Genomic DNA, 20,698 nt, shown 5'->3' with positions numbered 1-20,698 from the left:
TTTGAATCATGCCAACGGTTTTCTCATCTTTTAAAATGCCAATTCCCTTCATTTTCTCCATTACACTCATCATTCTTCTTGAAAAACCGCCTGTTTCCGCCACTCGCTTCAGGATAACTCTACTTATCCAAGAAGATGTTCGAAAAGAAAAAAACTTATATTTACTTATATTCAAAAAAATAGAAAATATTCAAAGGTTTTGTTCGGTACACTACATGAAGAAACGAATTTTAGAAGTGGAGTGTATTTCAATTATGAAAAAAATACTAATAGGATTGACTACGGCTTTGACACTGAGTGCAGGAACGGTGAACGTACAAGCAATGGTCGATTTTCCAAGTACGACCTCTTTTGCAAGTACAGGATATCTTAAACTGATTGAAGGACAGAACTTGGCATGGACGAAGACGTCAGCAAATACGATTGCATTGGTTGATTTGGAGAGTGGAGAAAAGCTTCAAAGTATAACGTCCTCAACTTCGGATATCGGAAAACACTATGCAGTTTCCGATGATCAGAAACTGGTGGCCATCATTGAAAATACAAGCATTAAAATTTATGACGAGTTTGCAGAGATGGTCCAACAAATTGATTCCATTCCGAATAAAAACGAAACGTTATCTATTTTTTACTACCTTGAATTTTTACCGAACTCTCATACGTTAATCGGAATGTCGAATAAAGGAGCGGATGGCAAGCTGTTCGGCTATGACTTGGATCAGAAATCGATCACGTTTTCCAGAGGAACCAATCATTTCGGTAGAATTCTTACCTCAAATGATACAATAGCTGTCATCAATTCAAATGACGCCTACTTTTATGGACATGATGGAACATACAAAACGGTCATTCATCCTGAGGACGGAAAGATTGAAGTGTTTGATTTTAACCGTGACGGATTATTGGCCCTTGGGGAAAATGGAAGTCCGCAGTTGAAAGTATATGACGGAAAACAGGACTTCAAAAAACTACATACGTCCAATACATTTATGACGAATGCAAAATCTGATTTCGGCAAAATCGATTTCAAAGACATTGACATTGATGAATCCGGTCAGTTTATCGCGGCGACTTATTATAATTATTCAGAAAAGTTTTCCATGTTCGAACGGTCAGGCCGAACGATTCATACCTCATTGGACAGAAATTCAAAAGTAAACAGAAATTCGACCGTCAAACTAACGAACGGTGCTCAAAAAATTCTGTTGCGTTCAAATAATGGCAACATAAATGTATTTGATGGCCGCAACGTCATAAAACGTCCTGTCGCGATCAATATTTTAAAAGAACATCAGGAAGTGATGACAGGCACGTCGGAAGAACTTTCGATTGAACTGACACAAGCTGACGGGAAAAAAGTAAAGGTGAAAGACGGTGTGACCTGGGCGATTAATGCACCGACCAAAGCCTATCTAAAATCGAATCAACTGGTTGGGAAAAGTGTCGGGACATACACATTAAAAGCAACATATGAAGGGTTCACGACAAGCGTGACCGGAAAGGTCGTCGCTCCGCCAAAATTGTCTTCGTTGAAGGATGTTCCGTGGTTACAACGGCACCGCCAAAGCATTTTGACGAACAAAGCATTTGAAGGAACCGTTGCTCCGGAGTCCTCGTATAAAAAAATCAGCGGGGTAGCAGGAAAAATGTATATCCCCAAAACAAATGAGATGTGGAATGGAAAGTGGAGTGGCAATACGCTGTATGCACGGTCTGCTTCGTATGATGGAAATGGTGCGGATCAAATCGATCTCGTTGTCCTGTTGCCTGCACTAGAAAAACGAACGCTGACGAAGACAGAAATCAAAACCGCTTTTGGAAAAGCGACAAAAACATACAACTATCAAAAACCGTTTACGTATTATTTGGATAAATCAAAGAAAAACTTCGCTAAATATACCATCAGCAATGCATCGGTCTATCATGTGAACGGTCAGTATCTGTACATCGCATTTGATAAAAATGATTATGCACGTATTTTTGCACTCAGCTCATTAAACTAAAAAAACAGGTGGTTTCCTTTAACAGTCCCTTATTTCAAGCGAATAAGGGACTGTTTTTTATAGGAATATATGATGCAACATATTGCTATTGAAGTTCGAAAGGGATGAGTGAAAGGAAATGAGAGAGGAGTACAAATCAATCATAATCCCAATAAGTTAAAAAATTAGAAACATATTGACCTGAAATTAATTTGATGAAATGTTTTGTTTATATGGAAAAGATATACTTTTTAAGGTGGATACTAATAAAAGGGAGAATTGAGCAAATGAAGAAACTTATCTTATTATGCAGTTTTATTTTTGTTTGGTACGGTAGTTTAAATGTAAGTGCCAACAGTGGGCAAGAAGAGTTGGAAGAGGCAGAAGTCATTACCTTAAACGGATCAAAATCAGTAAAAGTAGAGTCGGAGCGTATAGATTACGAGGATGATGCGGCTGATTTTTACCAGTTAGATGTGACTAATGCAGGAAAAGTGACAATCAAACTAGACGAGATGCCTGTTGATGACTTTTCGGATGTGGATATTTCCATCATCGATAAAAACGAAACCGTACACGCTGACTTTGTTTCATTGGATCCCGAGTCCAATACGAACAGCATCCATGCTTATTTAAAAAAAGGTACTTATTTTATGAGATTAAACTTTGGTGATATTTACCCTGGTGATAAATATGAATTGACACTTTCGCTAGACAATGACGGCTTATATGAAGGGGAAGTGAATAACTCAAAGTCTACTGCCAATCTAATCGAATTGAATAACATCTATCAGGCCAGCTTAATGGCAGATGATCTTGCCAGTGAGTTTGTGGAGTATGATGATGAGAGTTTCGACAGAGATTTTTATCGTTTTGAGATTACTAAAGACGGACGGGTTCAATTAGACAGCGCAACTATGCCGGACAATCAGCTTGAATTCAGTCTATGGAATACGTCGGGGAAAAACATTTGGAGTGGAATTCGAACAAAAGGAGCCAACGATGGAAAAATGAGTGCTCAATTTGTTGAATATTTGAAAAAGGGAACGTATATCTTATGTATCCAACATGAGAATGTAGAACTAGATTACGAGGTACCTTATCGTTTTAAAATAACGCATTCTCCAGTCGCTTACTCCGAGATTAATGGAGCCAATTATTCGTTTGGTAAAGGATATGAAGGAACATTACTCGAAGAAAATACTAATACTGATCAAGACACATATACGCTAACAACTAAAGAAAAGCTCTATATTACAACAAAGGTTAAATTAAAAAGTACAGATTCTACTAAAGTAAGTGTAAAAATAAACGGTAGCAGCAGCGGGAAAGTGACGGTTTCCAACAAGTGGACTGAAATTTCAAAAGCTTATGTGGTCGCAGCAAAAGATGCTTATAAGATTCAGCTGTCTAAAGAAATCGGTTATTTGAATCCAGTGATTTCATACAACGTCAGCAGCATCGCCCATCCGTACTGGGGGAAATTCTACTATGCCCCTACCATGCTCGGGAAGATGAAGACGAAACTGACAAAAACGCAGTTTTATTGCGAAAAAGGCGGCAAAATCATCAAATCCGGTACACCTGTAAACAAAAACAAAGAGTATAAAGTCATTAAAAAAGGCAAAACCTTCTTTACGTTATCCGACAATCGATTGGTCAAAGTGAAAGACGTGACGTTTACCGCTGTACCAAACGAAGTGAAAAAGAAATATCAACTGTTGAATCAGATGAAATAAGATCAACATAAACAAACAGGCCAATCCGATCCACGCGGATCAAATTGGCCTGTTTTCGTTTCGATAGAGAACGTCTTACGATGGGGAAGGTTATTTTACCTGTTTTGTACGTTTGGCTTTTGGTGTCTTCGCCGGCTTTTTCGATGATTTTTTGACAGGAGTGGCAGCCGGTTTTTTAGACTGTGCCTGCTTGCGGATCTCTTCAAATGAATCAAACCATTCCGTATGATCAGCGAGTGCTTCGTGCGTATGCCACAAATGACTGAGCGGGAGCGATTTCAAGGCTTGTCTGTAATAAGTGACAGCCCGTGTTTTATCTTCTTCTGCCAGTAGCGCTGTCAAGTACTCAATGGCTCCGAATTCTTCCAGTTCGTAAGTCATCAAGAATACATGCATGTCATACAGCAACTGTTCGTTTTCCTCCTCGCGGAGGGCATCTTGCAGTACGCTGATTAAGTGCTTGCGTTTTTCAAAGAAGCTGTCAAGAAGGGCGATTTCTTTGAGCCATTGTAACACGGCAGTCCGGTCGAATCCGGATGGTGTATTGTGCGATTGATTGGAGAGTAACAGTTGTTGTAAATCCTGTTCAAGAGCCGTCAGGAACTTCTCTTCGATATGCTCGGTCGTTTCCTTGATGACGACCGGATCCGGTGTCACGATGACGGATTCATTACGCAGATTATAGTCTCCCCGATAGGATAACCAGTTAAGTGATCCGAGCAACAACGTCGTCTGGTCGATGACGATTTCCTTGTTGTGCTGATTACCGAACCAGCGGACGAACACGGCCGGCGTACCGTCCGGATGGGTGATGGCTTGCAATTGATCAAGTAAATCTTGATCCGGAGCCCGGTCTTCCCATTCCCGGCGTTTGGCGATTCCCCAGGCAATATATAACGTATTTCCGGCTTCCGCAAATTGGCGGAGGACGGAAAACATCTGTCCGTCGACGACGTTTTCGGAAATCCACGGAGATACCATTAACATCTTCCGTTTGGTTTCCTTAAACGAGTTGAGGAAACTGTTACGGATGTCGATCCCGCGCAGAACGGACAGTTTCGTCTGCTTTTTATTTGACGTTGTCTGTTTTTCGAGCAATGCGAAGTCTTGCTTTAATTGTTGATAGCGTTTCGTTAAATGAGGAGCCAGCTCGATTTCATAGTTATCCCGCCAACTGTCCTCTTCGTGCTGTGTGATTTCAGTTTGGAGGTCTTCATCCCATTTGCTGATAGCCCCGTTCCACACCTGACAGAAGACTTGATCCGTCAACACATCATACAGGTGACATTCCAAGACCTTTGCGTACTGTCGTTCTTTTGGAGTCAGCGGCTCGATGGAAGAAATGATTTTTTCTTTTCCACCCACTTCAAATACTTGTTTCGTCTCGTTTAAGAATTCTCGTAACCCTGTGCTGTCCAGTACTAGATTCTCGAGAGACAATTCAGTTGATTGATAGCGGTAACCGGGGAGCGACCAGTCATCCTTAATCCAGCGATTACCTGTGTCATCCGGTAAAACTTCTCCTTGAAGTGCATTATGATGAAAAGAAAAGTGTTCCGTTCTAGGAGAACTGAGTACGGTTCCTGCAGCCAGTTGTTTTTCCCCTAACGATGTTAAAGACAAGCTCCCGTCGTGCGCTTCTTCCAGTACATGAACGTTCAACATTTGACGTACGACGTCCTGAATAAAGACCTCATCGACATGCAAAAACTCAACAAGATTAAACGTAGTCATGTTTTCCCATCGTTGGACGAGTTTCATAATCATTTTTTTTAGGACATCGAGACGGGTTTTGGTAGCGGAAGTGACTTTCGTTTCATAAGTAATGATGGGCAACTGCCATTCTGTTACCTGTAATAACCGCCAGTGCGGTTTTTTTTCAAGAAGATTCTGGATGGTTGTCTGTTGCAATTCATCTTCCGTTTGTTCTGTTTCTAACGTCCATAACATTTCGCTTCACTTCTTTCTCCTGTCATTTATCCTAGAAATCGTCCGAGGTGATCACGCAGTCCATTTTGCTGCTGAACGGTGCGCATCAGTTCCTTGAACATCGCCGCATGCTTAGATTGTTTCATGAGGGTTGCAGAATTCCCTGTAATGAGCAATAACTCTTTAGCCCGTGAAAGCGCGACGTTGAGCCGGCGATAGTCTTTTAAGAAACCGATTGTCCCCTGGCGATTGTTCCGGACGAAACTAGCGATAATGATATCGCTTTCCATTCCTTGGAACCGGTCGACTGTTCCGATTCGGAATTTTAAGTGTGATGTTTCGATTTCGTCATCGACGAGTGCTTTCAAACGACGGATTTGTTCTCCGTAAAAGCTGATGATACCGACTTCTTTTTTGACATGCTTGTCCATCAGGCCTTCATCTTTTGCTTTTATGACGGCCTGTTCGATATCCAGAATCAATCCTTTGACGATTTTCAATTCTTCCAGATTGAAAATACTGTTATTACCGGCTTCCCTTTGTTCGAAAAACTCTTTTTCATTTGGTAAATCAAACCACATTAAATGTTGACCGCGCTGAACATACCGGCCGTCCAGCAAGTGATCGCGTTCTTCATCGGAATTTTGCAAGCCACACGTCAGACCGGATGCCCCCGGGACGTCATCTTTTTTATAAAAAGGTGTAATCGTCTGCATGATGGACTCATGCATCCGGTACTGGATGCGGAGTGTTTGTTTATTCTCGGACGGCAGCGTTTCAAACAGTCGTTCAAATAAAGACTCTTGCAACGTTTCTTTTGCCTCTTCCTGTTGGGAAAGGGGGAGAGCGGCGACTGCTTCTTCGATGGTTTCTTCACCGATCAGCGGAGGCAACTGCCGGTGATCTCCGACCAAAATGATTTTTTTTCCTTTGAGCATGGGAATTAAAAGTTCCGGCGGTGTTGCTTTTGAGACTTCATCAATAATGACGACATCGAAATCAGGATAGTCGTCGATGAAGTCACGTCGTGCTGACTGCAGACAGGTCGTCCCAATGACGTTGGCATGACGAATGTAGAGCTGACGGATTTCTTCTAAATCCTCATTTTCAGCTGTCTCCAGAAGGCCTTTCCAGACTTCTTTCATTCTGATAAACTCTTCCCGATCATTAATGGATTCGCTTAACGCAGCAATTTGCTCAGTTATTTCTATAATGCGTTGACGAAGCGTTGCAGCCGTAACCCTCCCGATCATTGTTGCCGCGGATTTAATTTCGGCGAGTTTCGTCTTATGCGTTTGAAGAGACGACGCATGCTGTTCTTTTAAATTTTTTATCTTACTGTTCACTTCGTTCATTTTTGCCAAAAGCACCGATTTTTCGTTTTCAGCTGAGATGATTTTTTGTTCAAGAGTGATCAGTTCTTTCTGACAACGCTCTTTCGTATGGGCAACATCGAGCAACAGTTGCTTATTCTTGTCATTTTGAAGTGATTTTCTTTGCAAGTCCTCGATGTTTGAGTTGGCCAGAACTAAAAGTGAATCTTTTTCATGAGAGGCTTTAAGGTTCGATAAAGCTTCTTGTGCGAAAAGAACCTTTTTTTCAGCAGAAGTGGCATCCTGGTTTTTGAACCGGATTACAGTATCAATCATCGCGCGAACATTCTGTTCCTGCTCGGTGCACATCAATTGGTAGTGTTGCTGTTGTTCGCTTTTCTTTTGTTGCGATTTTACCATCCGGTTCAAGGCCTTCAGGTGACTGCTGAGTTCATGATAATAAGTAATGGACTGCTGGATGGATGCAGGATATTTTTTAGTCAGTTTATATTGAACCTGTTCCAACCAATTCGGAGCTTTCCAATCAATCAGGTGAAAACGGATTCTTCTTAAAAAGACTTCATATTGTTGCCGGTTCCATTTGTCAGTAGCCGGCTCAATCAGATCAAAAGAACGATCCGGATACACTTCGAAAGGTTGAAGGGCCGGAAGAAGACGTTCTTGGAACATCCGAATGGTTGAAATCCACTCGTCGATTTGATTGGTCGGAAAACTTTCTTCATTCAGCAGGATGCGCAACTCTCTTATTTTACGTTCGGTCTCATACAATGAACTTGGAATCGAAATCGTGGATTCGTCCATGAATTCTGTCAACCGATTTAAAGACATGGAGGGATCCAGAGACTGCAGAATTGCCTGTTGTTTTTGGATTTCCTTAAGTTCATGTGAGGCATCATCCAATTGTTTCGCCAGCTTTTCGATGCGTGCTTTTGAGTCTCTGACACGCTTCAGTCGATCCATATCCTCAGCCAACGACCGTTCGATCCGGTCGTACTCCGCCAATTGCACCTGTCGCTTTTTTTCATCATTCAATTGATGCAATTGATCGCGCGTCGCTTCTCGCTGTTCAACTAATTGAAGCAACTGATGTTCCGTCACTTGTACTTTCTCCGAAAGAAGATGGAAGGTGCCTTGCTCGGTCTCCAATCTTTCAACGGTTGCGGCTAAGTCCTTTTTTAATGGAGCTTCTTCTTTTTTCATCAACGCCAATTCATCAATTTTTGCAAGCAACGCTTCCTTTTGTTTGACGTCTCGTTCTAAGGCTTCTATCTTATTGGTTTGCAGTTGAGCTTCTTCTTTAAACAGAATCAAATCGTTTTCGACTAATTGATACGTTTGATTTTTCCAGGTCCGGGCAATATTTTCCTCGATGTATTTTTTTCCTTCTTCCTCGATGCTATTCGTGCGTCCTTTGCGGAGAATCCGGATGGACGGATGTTGAAGGAGTTTGCTGAGTGCATTATCAACAGCCAGGTTGGATTGCGAAGCCACGAGCGTTCGTAGCCCGCGGGCGGCATTTTGATAGCAGATTTCTGCAATGACCGTTGTTTTTCCGGTACCGGGCGGACCTTGAATTAAAAACAGATCTTGTGCTTTGAGCGCACCGAGTACAGCATCTTGTTGAAAAGGGTTCAGGTTGTCACGCAATGTATCCTTAAATACAACTTCTTTGGTATGTAAAGAAGAGGGGGTAATCGGTTCTTCATCGAAAATCAGATACTCTAGATTCGGATTTTGTACATTCCCTCTTCGAAGGTCATGGAATCCTTTTCGAAGATTACGGGCTTGCGCCAAGTCTCCGAAATTGTTTAGTTTGATTTGTCCTATGACAGGGACCGCCCATTTGTTCATGCGGAGGAGTTCAACATAATCGTCCTCAAGCTCAATGACGAGCAGATTTTTTGAAGGAACTGCCCGCTTGATGGTCCCGACTTTTTCTTCTTCTGTTTGGCCAGTCTCCGTTACAGACAGTAACGTAGCGTTAAACCGTACGATTCGGCGTTGCTCGATATACTCTTTTAAGTACTGCACAGTCACGTGAAGCTCCCGGAAGTTTTTCGAAGGCTGAGCCGTTATATAATCTAACGTCAGTTCATTATCCAGAGCGTTCTTATTTAATAAATCTAAATAAATTTCCCAGCTTTTCAGGCGTTGTTGTACAATCTTGGATTGTTCACGAGCAACAGGAAGTTTTTGAATCTGGACGAAGATGTCCTCCTTGATAGGCAACTGTTTGGTACGATTTTGATAAAACAGAAGCTGAAGTTCCATTGGCAGACGACGACTGTTTGGTTGGGCAAACGAGCGGTCGACTTCTTGAATGGCGATAAGCAAAAAGCAGTCCGGTTTAATGACCGTTTTCAGCCGCAATGTCTTTTTCGGAAAGACGAGACGAAACGTAGGGTTGGCCTCTAATTCAAAATAAAAGTTAACGGTGGTCTCGCCTCTAGAATCATAATCTTTTTCGAGCTGCATCGAATACTGACGTTGCAGACGGAAGAAGTCCAGGGCAAGGGAACGTGGAGATCCGTAAATGGAAGACATGCTTAAAACAGCCATTAGATCATCAATGGCTTTTGTAGTTAATTCCATATGAATGGAAGTGGGGGATACAACAGATGAATGAATAATAAGAAACACCTCGCTTGAAAAAATAAGAAACGTAAAAGAACTTTATAAGAATAATCATAAATGGTTAAAAATAAAATAAAAACACTTTTATTCCATTTTTTGATTAAAAAATGGAATATTCATAAAAATAAGGATGGACAAAGAAACAGAAAAGCCCTTTACCTGTAAAAAAGTTGCTTTTTTGCAACTCTTTACAGGTGAAGAGAGGTATTAGACGAAGTTAATTCACAATGTTTAATGCCATTACAGCCTCTTGTGATTGTGACATCAATTCATTTGCCGGATCATCTAGTAAAACCGGCAAATCTTCCGAATCTTTTTCCTGCCGGGTTAAATCTTGATTGATTAATCTATGAAGGACGGCCACCAGCTTGATATTCGTATCAACGAGTAACCGTTCTTCATGAGTGTACGAATTAAAATCCGTGTTGTGAGCTACCAAAGTTTCCAGTTTGTACACTTGCTTACGGTAAATTTTATGAATCATATAGAGATGCAACTCCATTTTATGAGCAAGTATTTCAAGTCGTATTAAAAATTTAACGGACTTGTCGATGGAAGCAACAATTTGATCAACTTCATATTGCACTCTAAGTGCTTTGTCTAAATTGGAATTGTCTTTTAATTCTTTAAGCACGGATCCGAATGCTAAAGGTCCTCCTATAAAAGGAATCATCGTCATGGTAAGAAATTTTTTATGCATGTCAGTTTGAAATGTTTCGAATTTTTTAAAGTCATTAAAAGAGTATTCAGGCAGGGTGAAAGGATCTTTTGCTTTCTGTTCAAATTCCGGCAGACCTTTAATTTGTTCGAAGGCATGCGAAAAACGCTGAAAACTTTTAAAGATTTTAACCTCGAGTTTTTCCAGTGTAGCCAATTGTTCTGATGTTTCTTCTTCGGTGGATGAAAGTGAATGTTTAGATCGGTTGTACGTTTTTTCAGCCTCTTCAACGATATGTCGGGCTTGTTTCATTTTTTTTCTTGAACCAATACCTGCTGCTACTGCGATTCCGCCAACGATAAATGGAAGTGGCATGTTAAACGCATCTCCTTTTTTTAGTGTTCATCTGCTCAGATTGTGACGGAACGGCGTGATGCTGTCATTCATATTTACAAGGCAATCAAAGGAAAGCCGTGAAAAGAATCATAATTTAAATTGTAACGTGCTGGTCGGATTGTTCATAAAATCCGTTAATCCGTCGATCGTCCCGTCATAAGACAAATGAATCTTATATTTTTCAACAATTTCTGAAAGAATGCGGTTGATTTCTATGTCTGAATCCGCAGCATTCATTTGATGTGCAATTTCCTGAGTCATCTCAACTTGTTTTGAAAATTGATCTAGATCGATTTTTTCAAGTGTTGTGACATAAAGAAGCAAATCTTCATTTATTTTTTTAAAGTCATCGATTTTAGAATCGAGGGAAGACTTTGCTTGATTCAGCCAATCCATAATTTTTTTTACGTTTTTTGAATTCTCGATATAGTAAATCAAACTGATACTCATCAAACCTGTGACACTTGCGCCCACGAATGTTGTCAATACTTCTCCGACAACCGGAATATTAAGCGCCGGGATTTTTCTCATGGCTTCCATCACAACGGTTCCTAAGATGACGGAAGCACCGGTAGAAATAAGAACAGCGACAGACTTCATGACTTCTCCGGGAGGTAAGTTTTCAGGATTAAGAATCAGGACTTTTAGAGCTTCTACGACAGTCGATAAACTTTCCCTGATGATCTTTACGATATTTTTTGCAGATGTGACGAATATGTTGATTAAGGTTGTTACTAATGATGATAAAATTCCGGCTAATACACCGTCCTTGAACCCTCGAATGATATCTTTGTATTTTTGACAGACTCGTTTGAATGCGCGCTTCATGATGGCTGCCGTTTCATTGAAGAACAACTTCAAATCAAACGATGTTTTCATGCTTTTTACTAGAGCAGGCAGTTCTGCTTTTACTACTAATACGACCTCTGTCAAAATCACGCCGAGTGCCTGTCTTAACCCCATTTTGAAACCGAGTTTGCAACTGGACTTGATGGTGTCATTTAAAAATTTGGTACTCGTGTAATAGTTACGTTCCAATTGTTTATCATAGTGATCACGTGCTGTTTTTTCGGCGTTCTCCATTTTTTTGGCATCAACCGACTCCAGTTGAGTGAGTTTGTTCAATTCTTTTTTCTCACGGTCGTCAAGTACCGACTTGTTGGAAAGCTCCTGAATGCGTTTTTGTCTGTCAGGTCTCGTTTGATCCAATGAATCATTGAATTGTTTTGCGGTTTTGGCTCCTTTTGAACGATTGACGGAACGATTCGTATGCTTCAGATTGGTGGACTGGTTGGCGAGATCAACACCGTCTGAACCGGCTAAAATACGGCCCGCATCTCCTTGGATTTCTTTTGCGGAAACCACATGGTCCAAATCAATTTTTTCATTGCGTTCAAATCTTTTTCCGGTGTAAGCATCATCTAAGATGCCTTGGTCTTTCTGAACAGCTCCTTCTCTGTTGCGGTTGATGTAGTTTTTATGACTGTGATACTTGGCAGAGGTGGATTTATCGTACCCGCGTTGCGCGTCATAATCACGTTGATTGTTTTCGTTGGCGTATCCATCAAATCGAGAATCCCCATTTTGCATCGCCCTGACATTATGAATCGTATCTACATCTCCGCCGTGACGATCTTTTACGAACAGAAGATCCAGTCCGAAGGAAGTGATTAAACTTTTGATAATCACTTCCTGGTATTGATTTAAAAGATCCCGTACAGGAAATTTTTCGGACGTATTGACTGATTGAGTCGTCTTTAAATTTTGAACAAGACCGTATGTCTCTATTGTATTCACTGGAACACCCCATCATAATGTAAAAGTAGTTTTTTTAGAAATATATGTTAATTTTATAAAAGTGATCGGCTTCTTTCTGCAAGTTTTTTGTTGAAATAGTAAATGATTTTCTAGAAATCAGCTGACGTTAAATATTTTTTATAGGGTGACTCTTTAATAAACGAATTATTAAAGGATTTTAATTCGATGTGGAAGGAAAAAGGATGTATATACTGCTTCAGTACAATCTCCGTCAAGTGAAAGGATAATCGAAACTACCGGATTAATATCTATGTAAAATGAGGAAGAACCGGGATGTTACCTGACATACAGCGTAAAAGATCGTACGAGAGACAATGAAATACTTTAAGAATGGAAAGATGGTTTGGATAAACAAATCCGAGCCGCTTTTTTATTGAGTATGGAATCGACCGATATTAAAGATAGGACGGTCAAAAAATGTACAGCAGTGAAACATAAAGTACAAATTACCGGTGGGAAATCAAAACAATCTGTAAGAAAAAAATGAAGTCAGAAAAATATAGTAAATAAAATCCATTTTTAATAAAATGAGAGATAGGAAAGTTAAAAATAGAAGAAATTTACTAATTACAAGAGGAGAAACATAGTCTATGAAAAAATTAATCCATTCCATGATAGTCGTCAGTACGCTGTATGCGGTGGGCGAGTTAAATTATGATACCGTACAAGCCGGTTCCGTCCTTGACAGTGACAGTTCAAACGCTCGTTTGGAAGCAGGAATGACAGTGAAGGATACTACCGCCCCTGAAATCCTCTATGTCTATTCTTTAAAAGAAAATGAAACGTCAGTAAGCGGAGTAACAGAACCGTCCGTAATCATTACGGTGAAAGTAGGGACGGAAACGATTGGAACAACGACAGCGGATGAAAACGGAGAGTTCTCAGTCTCTATTCCTTCACAAAAACTGGGGATGAAACTGTCCGTCACTGCAACAGATCTTGCCGGAAACAGCAGTGAACCGTCAGAAATCATCGTCGAAGACGGCACACCGCCACCGCCGCCGCAAGTCAATGAGCTGAACGAGAGCTCGAGAACAGTAAGCGGAAGAACAGAGCCGTATGCAACGATTTTGGTGATGATACGATCAAGTATAGTGGCTCTCATTCAAGCCGACGGAGAAGGATTTTATGAAGTTGGCATCAACAATCAAGTGGCAAGGACACGAGTGACAGTCGCAGCACAAGATGCTGCCGGGAACCGGAGTCTAGATACGGATGTATTTGTAAAGGATATTATTCCACCGGGACCAGCCTGGGTGTTTGAAGTAACAGATAAGTCGACGGTAATTACCGGAAAAGCTGAAGCATATTGCGAGGTGATGGTGAGAGAGGGAACAAAGTATATCAGCGGATCACGCGTGAATTCAGACAGAAGTTATGAAATCTATATTTCACCCCAAAAAGGCGGAACAAAACTCAATGTTGTCGTCGTGGACAACGATGGAAACATGAGTGAACCGACTGAAATAGTTGTGAAAGATACGACTGCTCCTTCAGCACCACGAGTAAATAAAGTGACGGACCTCTCTGCGACGGTAAGCGGGATTTCAGAAGTAAATTCGAGAATTACCATCAAATCCGGTAAAAAAGTAATCGGTGAAGGCTTAACGGGGAAAAATGGTGCATTCAGCGTAAAAATTAAGAAACAAAAGGCGAATGCAGAGTTATTTGTATATGCCACTGATAAAGCCGGAAACATCAGTCGTTCGGCCAAAATAAAAGTGTTGGACAAAACGCCTCCTGCTGTTCCGAGCGTAACGGCTGTATCGGACCAATCGACCCTTATTAAAGGGAAAGCAGAAACAGATGCAAGAGTTTACCTGAAAATAAACGGGAAATTAAGCGGAGTATCAAAAGCTGAACAAGGTTTGTTTTACTTTAATGTGTCTAAACTGAAAGCAGGAACTCAAATTATCGTCTACGCCATTGATCAATCTGGTAACCGAAGCAACGATAAAAAACTTACGGTTTTGGACCGAACAGCTCCGAAGATGCCAACAGTCAACAAGGTGACCAGTACGAGTGGAGCGGTAAGTGGAAAAACAGAGCGTCATGCTCAAGTGATCATTTACAGCAACTCTAAAAAAATTGGTGAGGGTTTCGCTGATTCGAAAGGATCATTCCGAATTCAGATTAAGAAGCAAAAGCGTGGAACGGCTTTAAAAATTGTCATTCAAGATCAGGCAGGAAACAAGAGTCAGGAGAAGAGACTGACTGTCAACTAAACAACAGAACAAAAAGCATTGGTCGGGAACCGTCACTAGACCCGATTCAATGCTTTTTGTCTTGTTTCAAAAGAAACAGAGACACGGATGATGGGAAGACAAAAGAAAATATAGAGTTGTTTACTATTTAAATTATACACTTCATGTATGTTTTTTTATAAACAAGGGTAGCTTTAACTGTTAGAAAGGTTAACTCAAACTGACATTTACGGAGGCGGGACAATGAAGCAACTGGACGGATTTCCAACATCATATTGGCGTACTTCGATTGAACCTTCGACTTATCCGAAACTCGAGACGAATCGTGAAAGTGAGGTTGTCGTCATCGGGGCCGGGATTGCCGGGCTCGTCACGGCCGTTCAACTGGTGGAACAAGGATACAGCGTGACCGTAATTGAGGCGGACCGGATTGCAAGCGGAACGACCGGCTATACGACAGCAAAAGTCTCATCGCAACACGGTTTGATTTACGACGAACTGATTCAGACATTTGGCGAAGAGAAAGCGAAACTCTATTATGAAGCGAATGAAGAAGCGATTCGTTTCCTGCGGGATCAGACGACGCGTCTTGCGATTGAATGTGAGCTTGAAGAACAGGATGCGTATCTGTACGTGGCGTCGAGTGGACCGAAACACAAGCAACTGATCAAAGAAGCAGATGCCTACAAACGACTTGGTATTAATGGAGGGGACGCGACGGACGAGGTTAAAGCTAAGTTACCGTATCCTGTTGAACAGGCACTCGTTATCCGTCAGCAAGCCCAGTTCCATCCCGTCAAATACTTACTGGGTCTCGCGCAGTACTTCACGCAACAAGGCGGGCAGCTGTACGAACAGACGCGGGCGACGTCTGTCGAATCGAAACGAACACCGACGGTCCTGCTCGAATCGGGTCATCAGATTGAAGCGAAAAAGGTCATTGTCGCAACTCACTTCCCGTTCAATGATTTTAAAGGACTCTACTTCTCGAAACTGGAGGTCCACCGCTCGTATATCGTGTCGGGACTAGTCAGAGACGATTTCCCGGACGGCATGTTCATGAGTGCCGACAAACCGAGCCGGTCGCTCCGTCACGTGCATACGGCGGACGGGAAACGACTTGGACTGTTTGGTGGAGAAAATCATCTGTCGGGACATCAGACGGATACGAAAACCAACTATCAAGCATTGGCTCATTTTGCAGAAAGTGAATTTGATGTCGCCCAAATCGAGCAATTCTGGTCGGCCCAGGACTTGATTTCACTGGATAAAGTGCCGTACATCGGTCAGATGACGAGTGATGATCCAAACATCCTGGTCGCGACCGGATTCGCTAAATGGGGAATGACGAATGGGATTGCAGCAGGGTTGCTTTTATCTGATTTATTGACCGGCACGCCGAACCGGTTCCGGGGACTGTTTGATCCGAACCGGTCGAAGCTCAATAAACAGGATGCGAAACAGTTCGCGAAAAATAATGCGGATGTCGCAATTGAACTGCTGAAAGGAAAGGTCAGTCGTGCCGGTCGAGCAGCAGACGATCTTGAGCTTGATGAAGGTGGACTCGTCCGTCATGCTGGAAAGACAGTCGGCGGGTACCGTGATGAATCCGGTGAGTTGCATCTCGTCAAGACGACCTGTACGCATATGGGATGTGACGTCAAATGGAATAATGGCGAACGGTCGTGGGATTGTCCGTGTCACGGTTCGCGCTTTGATTACCTGGGAAATGTCTTGGAAGGACCGGCGGTGAAACCGTTGAAACAGATAAAAAAATGAGAAAGATACAAAAAGCCTCTTCAAGATGATTTCTGACATCTCTTGAAGGGGCTATTCTTATTTTTAAAGGCAGACTGATGTAATCAGAAAGTAATTCGCCCTTGCGGATCTAGGATAATCTGCAAAAACTCCGGATTGTCCAGTTGGTGTCTGTCACTGACATCTTCTCCGGTTCGATAGTGAACTTTACGATGTTTGTGCTGTCCGGCTCGCATGCATTCGATGAAAGAAACAGGATCCGTGACAGATTGATTTTTTACAATCGAATCAAGCAATTGATCAAGTGACTGAAGACGGTAAACGGAACGAAAAACGTGCTGGTCTTCCATGAAGAGGGCTCTTCGTAAGGTTTCGTTGTTTGCCATCGTCAGACGCGTGTAGTAGACGCCCGGTCCTTCATTGCTTAACAGGGTTACAGTTTCGGCACCGTCGACGAGTAACGAACAGACCAAAAGATGAAGGATCCGTTCACCGCAGTCTTGCGGGACGGAGCGAATTGCCGACTCCATCGCTTCTATCGTGGTCGATTGCTGTATTTGTTGTGAAAGGTCTGTATGCGTGCGAACGATTTCACGAGCCAAAAGACGAAATTGTGCGAAGGCTTGATGACGCGTCACTGCTCCGCGGTGGACAAAATCAAAGCATTCACGAAAGGTGATACAAAATAAATCAATGTGTTCCGACATGATTTGAAAGAACGGCTGATATAAAGTAGTATACCGTTCCGGAGTCATACCGCGATTCCCGGAGCTTTCTTCAAAAATAATGTCCGGAATCAATAAAACGGCATTATGCTGACGAAAGTGATTTATAAAAAAAGTAAAATAATCAGGAGCCTCGCGTGCTGCTTTCGATAACTGTGTCAAGAGCATGTTATCCAAAAGATAGATGGTCTGCCCGTCCTCGATGACAAAATTCAATTTAACGTATGGGCGGATGGCATCATACATCGGAGAATTCAAAGTGTCAGACATTTGATGCCCGTTTTTCCTTCAAACGTGCAAGCACTGTCTTGTACTGGTCGGTAAAACGTTCGTATTCATTACCGGTCAAACGTTCCTGCATCCGAGGACTGGATAGTAACGTCTTAAGATTATTCAGCTTGATGACAAGGCTCGGATGGAAAATCGATGTGTCAAAATCATCCGGCAGATGGTCAAGATAGTCATAATCAATCAAATCGAGTGCCGCAGACGGCGAAATCAGCCCGTCTTGCAGTAACTTGATGACAAGTACTTTGTAGGGAACTTCGAATATGGCAATCAAATGAATGACCTTCTCTTCGATGGGACGATCCGGGTAACTCTTACTGATTTGCGCGAACGATTCTTTTAAGACTCTTGTATCAACGAGCAGTTCAGAAGCAAACAGATTGGCATGGCGTTCCTGTGCATTTAAAACCGAGTCTTCAAAAAAAGTTTCGGTCTGCTTATCCTGGATCCGTTCTTTCTCATATCTATAATGATAGTATTCGTGAACCCAAACGAAGTTTTCATACGTCTTAGGTTGCGCTGTATTGATATGCAAGTAAAACCGCTGATTCCGATAAGTGAGGAGTCCGCCATAATGCGTATCGGGAGTAGGGAACAGGATGACACTCGTTTTCTGCATCAAGTAGTATTTAATGCTGTCGAGGGGTTTGTAACGAAACAGGAGACTTTGTTCCTTCGTATCGTCTACACGACTGGAAACAACGTCTAAAATTTCTTTGTTCTGCTCGATGACGTCGAGCAAATTGTCTCGTGTGATCATGCTTCCACCTCGTCAAACGAATGAAGAACGTCAAGCATGGTGATGATTTCTTCCAACGTTTCAAACGTCTCGTCCATAACAGGGGACGGTCCAAACGCATGATAATTTGCTGCTGCCTGTTGTTTTAAAGTGGCTGTATTTTGTAAATCATGAATAGACATCGGCACTTTAAAGTCCTGTTGATAAAAATAAGTGGGGTCTGAAATTCGGAAAACACGATTTAAGCGGGTGATACCGCCTTTGATGTCTCCTTTACCTTTTAATAGATTATAAAACGTCGGCTTTGACATACCTGCCCGCTCGTAGACCCACTTATGGGTTTTACCGATTGTTTCAAGATATACCTGAAGATTACGGGAGACAATTTCTTCAATAGACGTAATGGTTGATGGATTCATTTGTTTCACCTCAATTATATAGTATAACAAAGTGTTAATTTAAAATTAACTATAATTAAAAAATAAGCATATAAATCACTTTATTGAGACATTTATCGTTTTTGTGTATATAAATAGTTTACCCTTTTTGAACTTACCTACACTTCTTATTGATATATTTTAGAAAAAACTAAGTTAGTTTATGAAATCGAATTTTAAAAATTATACGATAATTAATCCTGTATTCTTTTTCTGTGTGCTATAATTACCTGGTAATAAAAATATTCAAGCGTTTAACTATATCGGTCGGGTCGATCTTCATGTGGATGTTACGAATTCACCGTCACGAACGCCGTTTACAGGTTTCATATCAAGTTCATTTCATTGTAGCGTCGTGAACGCTGTACGAATTCGAGGAGGAAGCAACACATGAGTAAAGAAAAAATCGCCCAGCTTCGCAAGACCGTTTCGCCTTTTGAGAAGGCAGACGTCAAATCAAGCGTCCGGCAAATGATCAATACGATCCTGCCGTTTCTCGTCGCCTGGTTCCTGGCCTATCAGGCCTTACAGATTTCCGTTTGGCTCGCGGTTCCGATTGCGATTGTCGCAGCCGGTTTTGTCGTCCGGATGTTCATCATCTTCCACGACTGTACGCACGGGTCATTCTTCAAAAACAAAAAGGCCAACGCCATCGTCGGAACGATTACAGGCATTCTGACCCTGTTCCCGTACGAAAAGTGGAAACGGGAACACTCGATTCACCACGCATCCAGCGGAAACCTGGATAAACGCGGTGTCGGTGACATTTGGGTAATGACCATTGAAGAATATATCGAGGCGTCAAAATGGACGCGTCTGAAATACCGTCTCTACCGTAATCCGCTCGTCATGTTTGGTCTTGGACCACTCCTGTTGATTTTAGTCGTCAGCCGCTTTAACCGAAAAGATGCCCGGAAGAAAGAACGCATCAATACACATGTCATCAATGCGTCACTGATCGTCTTATACGGCATCCTGATTTACTTCGTCGGATGGCAGGCGTTCCTGATCATCCAGGGAACGACGATGTTCACAGCCGGCGTCCTTGGGATTTGGTTGTTCTACGTCCAGCATACGTTTGAAGACTCGTATTTCGAGGATGAGAGCGAATGGGATTACGTCAAGGCTGCGATCGAAGGCAGCTCATATTACGAATTGCCGAAAGTCTTGCAGTGGGTGACGGGGAACATCGGTTTCCACCACGTCCACCACTTAAGTCCACGCGTACCGAACTATAACCTAGAAAAAGCGCATACGGCGACACCACCGCTTCAAAAAGCGACGACGATTGGATTGTTCTCAAGTCTGAAGTCGCTTCGCTATAAATTGTACGATGCGAAAAATAAAACATTCGTGACGTTCGGTGAAATCAAGCACCTCGTGCGTGAACCGAAAACGATGGCTTCATAAGAGGATATGCCTTGCTTCCGACCGGGAGCAAGGCATGTTTTTTTGTCGTGTCCTCCGTCTTTTGCCGTATGTCCCGTCTTAAAAGGCATGGTAAGATGGCAAGTATTGAAGGAGAGATGAAACATGCGCCGTATACCCGTAGCTTATCTTGCAACAGGAGCCATTTTACTTTTATTATTCGGATTCAGTTCGATGACGTATCAGCAACAATCACTGATTCCGTTTCTGACGAATCATCTTCCACTCGGATGGGTCAATCATTTCTCGTTCATCTCGTTTCATTATGAGGTGCCGATCAGCGTCGCATCCCTTGGACCAGCTGCTTTTCTCGAATTCTTCATCCGCAAAGGGATGCATGCCGGTCTGTTCTTCATTCTCGGGATCAGCGTTGTCCATGTCCTACGTCTGCGCGGATACCGTCCTGTTCCGGCCGCCTTTTTTGCCGCAACGACAGCGGTGACCGTCGGCGTCCTCGATGAATTTCATCAGCAACTGACCGGCGGACGGACACCGCTCGTCGGAGACGTCATCATCGACGGAAGTGGTGCCGTCTTCGGAATCGTCCTCTATACGGCTCTTCGCCTTTTCCTGAAAGCCGACCGGCTCGTCAAGTCGGAATACCAACAATCGAGCTGACCACAAAAATA

General features: G+C 42.3%; 13 protein-coding genes. 6 read left to right on the top strand and 7 right to left on the bottom strand.

All coding sequences use genetic code 11. The features are described 5' to 3' along the window. The first annotated feature begins 254 nt into the window (after nt 1-254). Together KNP91_RS09155 and KNP91_RS09150 are read left to right on the top strand one after the other, a co-directional pair. Nucleotides 255-2,003, top strand: a complete 1,749-nt coding sequence (locus tag KNP91_RS09155) for a hypothetical protein (protein ID WP_214849783.1) — start codon at nt 255-257, stop codon at nt 2,001-2,003. A gap of 266 nt (nt 2,004-2,269) precedes the next feature. Next, nucleotides 2,270-3,721 carry a hypothetical protein gene (locus tag KNP91_RS09150; RefSeq protein ID WP_214849781.1) on the top strand — a complete coding sequence of 484 codons (1,452 nt, stop codon included), beginning with the start codon at nt 2,270-2,272 and terminating at the stop codon, nt 3,719-3,721. Between the two features lie 90 nt (nt 3,722-3,811). Here the strand turns inward: KNP91_RS09150 and KNP91_RS09145 are convergent, their stop codons facing one another. The 4 genes from KNP91_RS09145 to KNP91_RS09130 all read right to left on the bottom strand — a co-directional run bounded on the left by KNP91_RS09145 (nt 3,812) and on the right by KNP91_RS09130 (nt 12,469). Next, a complete protein-coding gene (locus KNP91_RS09145) occupies nt 3,812-5,671 on the bottom strand; it encodes a phospholipase D-like domain-containing protein (protein WP_214849779.1) in 1,860 nt (619 codons plus the stop codon). A gap of 26 nt (nt 5,672-5,697) precedes the next feature. After that, on the bottom strand, nt 5,698-9,528 hold the full coding sequence (locus KNP91_RS09140) for an AAA domain-containing protein (RefSeq protein WP_214849776.1): 3,831 nt from the start codon (nt 9,526-9,528) through the stop codon (nt 5,698-5,700). 307 nt (nt 9,529-9,835) lie between these two features. After that, nucleotides 9,836-10,651 (bottom strand): hypothetical protein, encoded by an 816-nt coding sequence (locus KNP91_RS09135; RefSeq protein ID WP_214849773.1) that lies wholly within the window; start codon nt 10,649-10,651, stop codon nt 9,836-9,838. A 108-nt stretch (nt 10,652-10,759) separates the two neighbouring features. Further along, complete coding sequence (locus KNP91_RS09130) at nt 10,760-12,469, bottom strand: hypothetical protein (RefSeq protein WP_214849769.1); 1,710 nt, start codon at nt 12,467-12,469, stop codon at nt 10,760-10,762. Between the two features lie 611 nt (nt 12,470-13,080). Here KNP91_RS09130 and KNP91_RS09125 point away from each other — a divergent pair. Both KNP91_RS09125 and KNP91_RS09120 read left to right on the top strand, forming a co-directional pair. Then, a complete protein-coding gene (locus KNP91_RS09125; protein ID WP_214849766.1) occupies nt 13,081-14,715 on the top strand; it encodes an Ig-like domain-containing protein in 1,635 nt (544 codons plus the stop codon). 222 nt (nt 14,716-14,937) lie between these two features. After that, nucleotides 14,938-16,473, top strand: a complete 1,536-nt coding sequence (locus tag KNP91_RS09120) for an FAD-dependent oxidoreductase (protein WP_214849762.1) — start codon at nt 14,938-14,940, stop codon at nt 16,471-16,473. 83 nt (nt 16,474-16,556) lie between these two features. Here the strand turns inward: KNP91_RS09120 and KNP91_RS09115 are convergent, their stop codons facing one another. Genes KNP91_RS09115 through KNP91_RS09105 form a run of 3 tightly spaced genes read right to left on the bottom strand, consistent with a single transcriptional unit; the run spans nt 16,557 to nt 18,623 of the window. After that, a complete protein-coding gene (locus KNP91_RS09115; RefSeq protein ID WP_214849759.1) occupies nt 16,557-17,447 on the bottom strand; it encodes a hypothetical protein in 891 nt (296 codons plus the stop codon). Continuing rightward, on the bottom strand, nt 17,440-18,225 hold the full coding sequence (locus KNP91_RS09110) for an ImmA/IrrE family metallo-endopeptidase (protein WP_214849756.1): 786 nt from the start codon (nt 18,223-18,225) through the stop codon (nt 17,440-17,442). The genes KNP91_RS09115 and KNP91_RS09110 overlap by 8 nt, the downstream gene beginning before the upstream one ends. Continuing rightward, nucleotides 18,222-18,623: a hypothetical protein gene (locus KNP91_RS09105; RefSeq protein WP_214849752.1), complete on the bottom strand. Its 402-nt coding sequence runs from the start codon at nt 18,621-18,623 to the stop codon at nt 18,222-18,224. The genes KNP91_RS09110 and KNP91_RS09105 overlap by 4 nt, the downstream gene beginning before the upstream one ends. Before the next feature lie 408 nt (nt 18,624-19,031). On the opposite strand from KNP91_RS09105, the gene desA reads away from it, so the two are divergent. Both desA and KNP91_RS09095 read left to right on the top strand, forming a co-directional pair. Then, the gene (gene desA, locus KNP91_RS09100; protein WP_012371461.1) at nt 19,032-20,051 is read left to right on the top strand and encodes a Delta(5) desaturase DesA; all 1,020 of its coding nucleotides are present in this window, start codon (nt 19,032-19,034) and stop codon (nt 20,049-20,051) included. 123 nt (nt 20,052-20,174) lie between these two features. Beyond that, the gene (locus KNP91_RS09095) at nt 20,175-20,687 is read left to right on the top strand and encodes a VanZ family protein (protein WP_214849749.1); all 513 of its coding nucleotides are present in this window, start codon (nt 20,175-20,177) and stop codon (nt 20,685-20,687) included. Nucleotides 20,688-20,698: the final 11 nt, after the last annotated feature.

It is taken from the genome of Exiguobacterium sp. s138, assembly GCF_018618775.1.
GTDB classification, from domain to species: Bacteria; Bacillota; Bacilli; order Exiguobacteriales; family Exiguobacteriaceae; genus Exiguobacterium_A; species Exiguobacterium_A artemiae.
The sequence above is the reverse complement of the archived record's forward strand: the minus strand, read 5'-3'. Positions and strand labels throughout refer to the sequence as shown.

Coding starts and splice junctions, on each gene's coding strand:
- KNP91_RS09135 (WP_214849773.1), bottom strand. CDS start 10,651: ATGCCACTTCCATTTATCGTTGGCGGAATCGCAGTAGCAGCAGGTATT.
- KNP91_RS09150 (WP_214849781.1), top strand. CDS start 2,270: ATGAAGAAACTTATCTTATTATGCAGTTTTATTTTTGTTTGGTACGGT.
- KNP91_RS09125 (WP_214849766.1), top strand. CDS start 13,081: ATGAAAAAATTAATCCATTCCATGATAGTCGTCAGTACGCTGTATGCG.
- KNP91_RS09095 (WP_214849749.1), top strand. CDS start 20,175: ATGCGCCGTATACCCGTAGCTTATCTTGCAACAGGAGCCATTTTACTT.
- KNP91_RS09140 (WP_214849776.1), bottom strand. CDS start 9,528: ATGTCTTCCATTTACGGATCTCCACGTTCCCTTGCCCTGGACTTCTTC.
- KNP91_RS09120 (WP_214849762.1), top strand. CDS start 14,938: ATGAAGCAACTGGACGGATTTCCAACATCATATTGGCGTACTTCGATT.
- KNP91_RS09105 (WP_214849752.1), bottom strand. CDS start 18,623: ATGAATCCATCAACCATTACGTCTATTGAAGAAATTGTCTCCCGTAAT.
- KNP91_RS09155 (WP_214849783.1), top strand. CDS start 255: ATGAAAAAAATACTAATAGGATTGACTACGGCTTTGACACTGAGTGCA.
- desA (WP_012371461.1), top strand. CDS start 19,032: ATGAGTAAAGAAAAAATCGCCCAGCTTCGCAAGACCGTTTCGCCTTTT.
- KNP91_RS09115 (WP_214849759.1), bottom strand. CDS start 17,447: ATGTCTGACACTTTGAATTCTCCGATGTATGATGCCATCCGCCCATAC.
- KNP91_RS09145 (WP_214849779.1), bottom strand. CDS start 5,671: ATGTTATGGACGTTAGAAACAGAACAAACGGAAGATGAATTGCAACAG.
- KNP91_RS09110 (WP_214849756.1), bottom strand. CDS start 18,225: ATGATCACACGAGACAATTTGCTCGACGTCATCGAGCAGAACAAAGAA.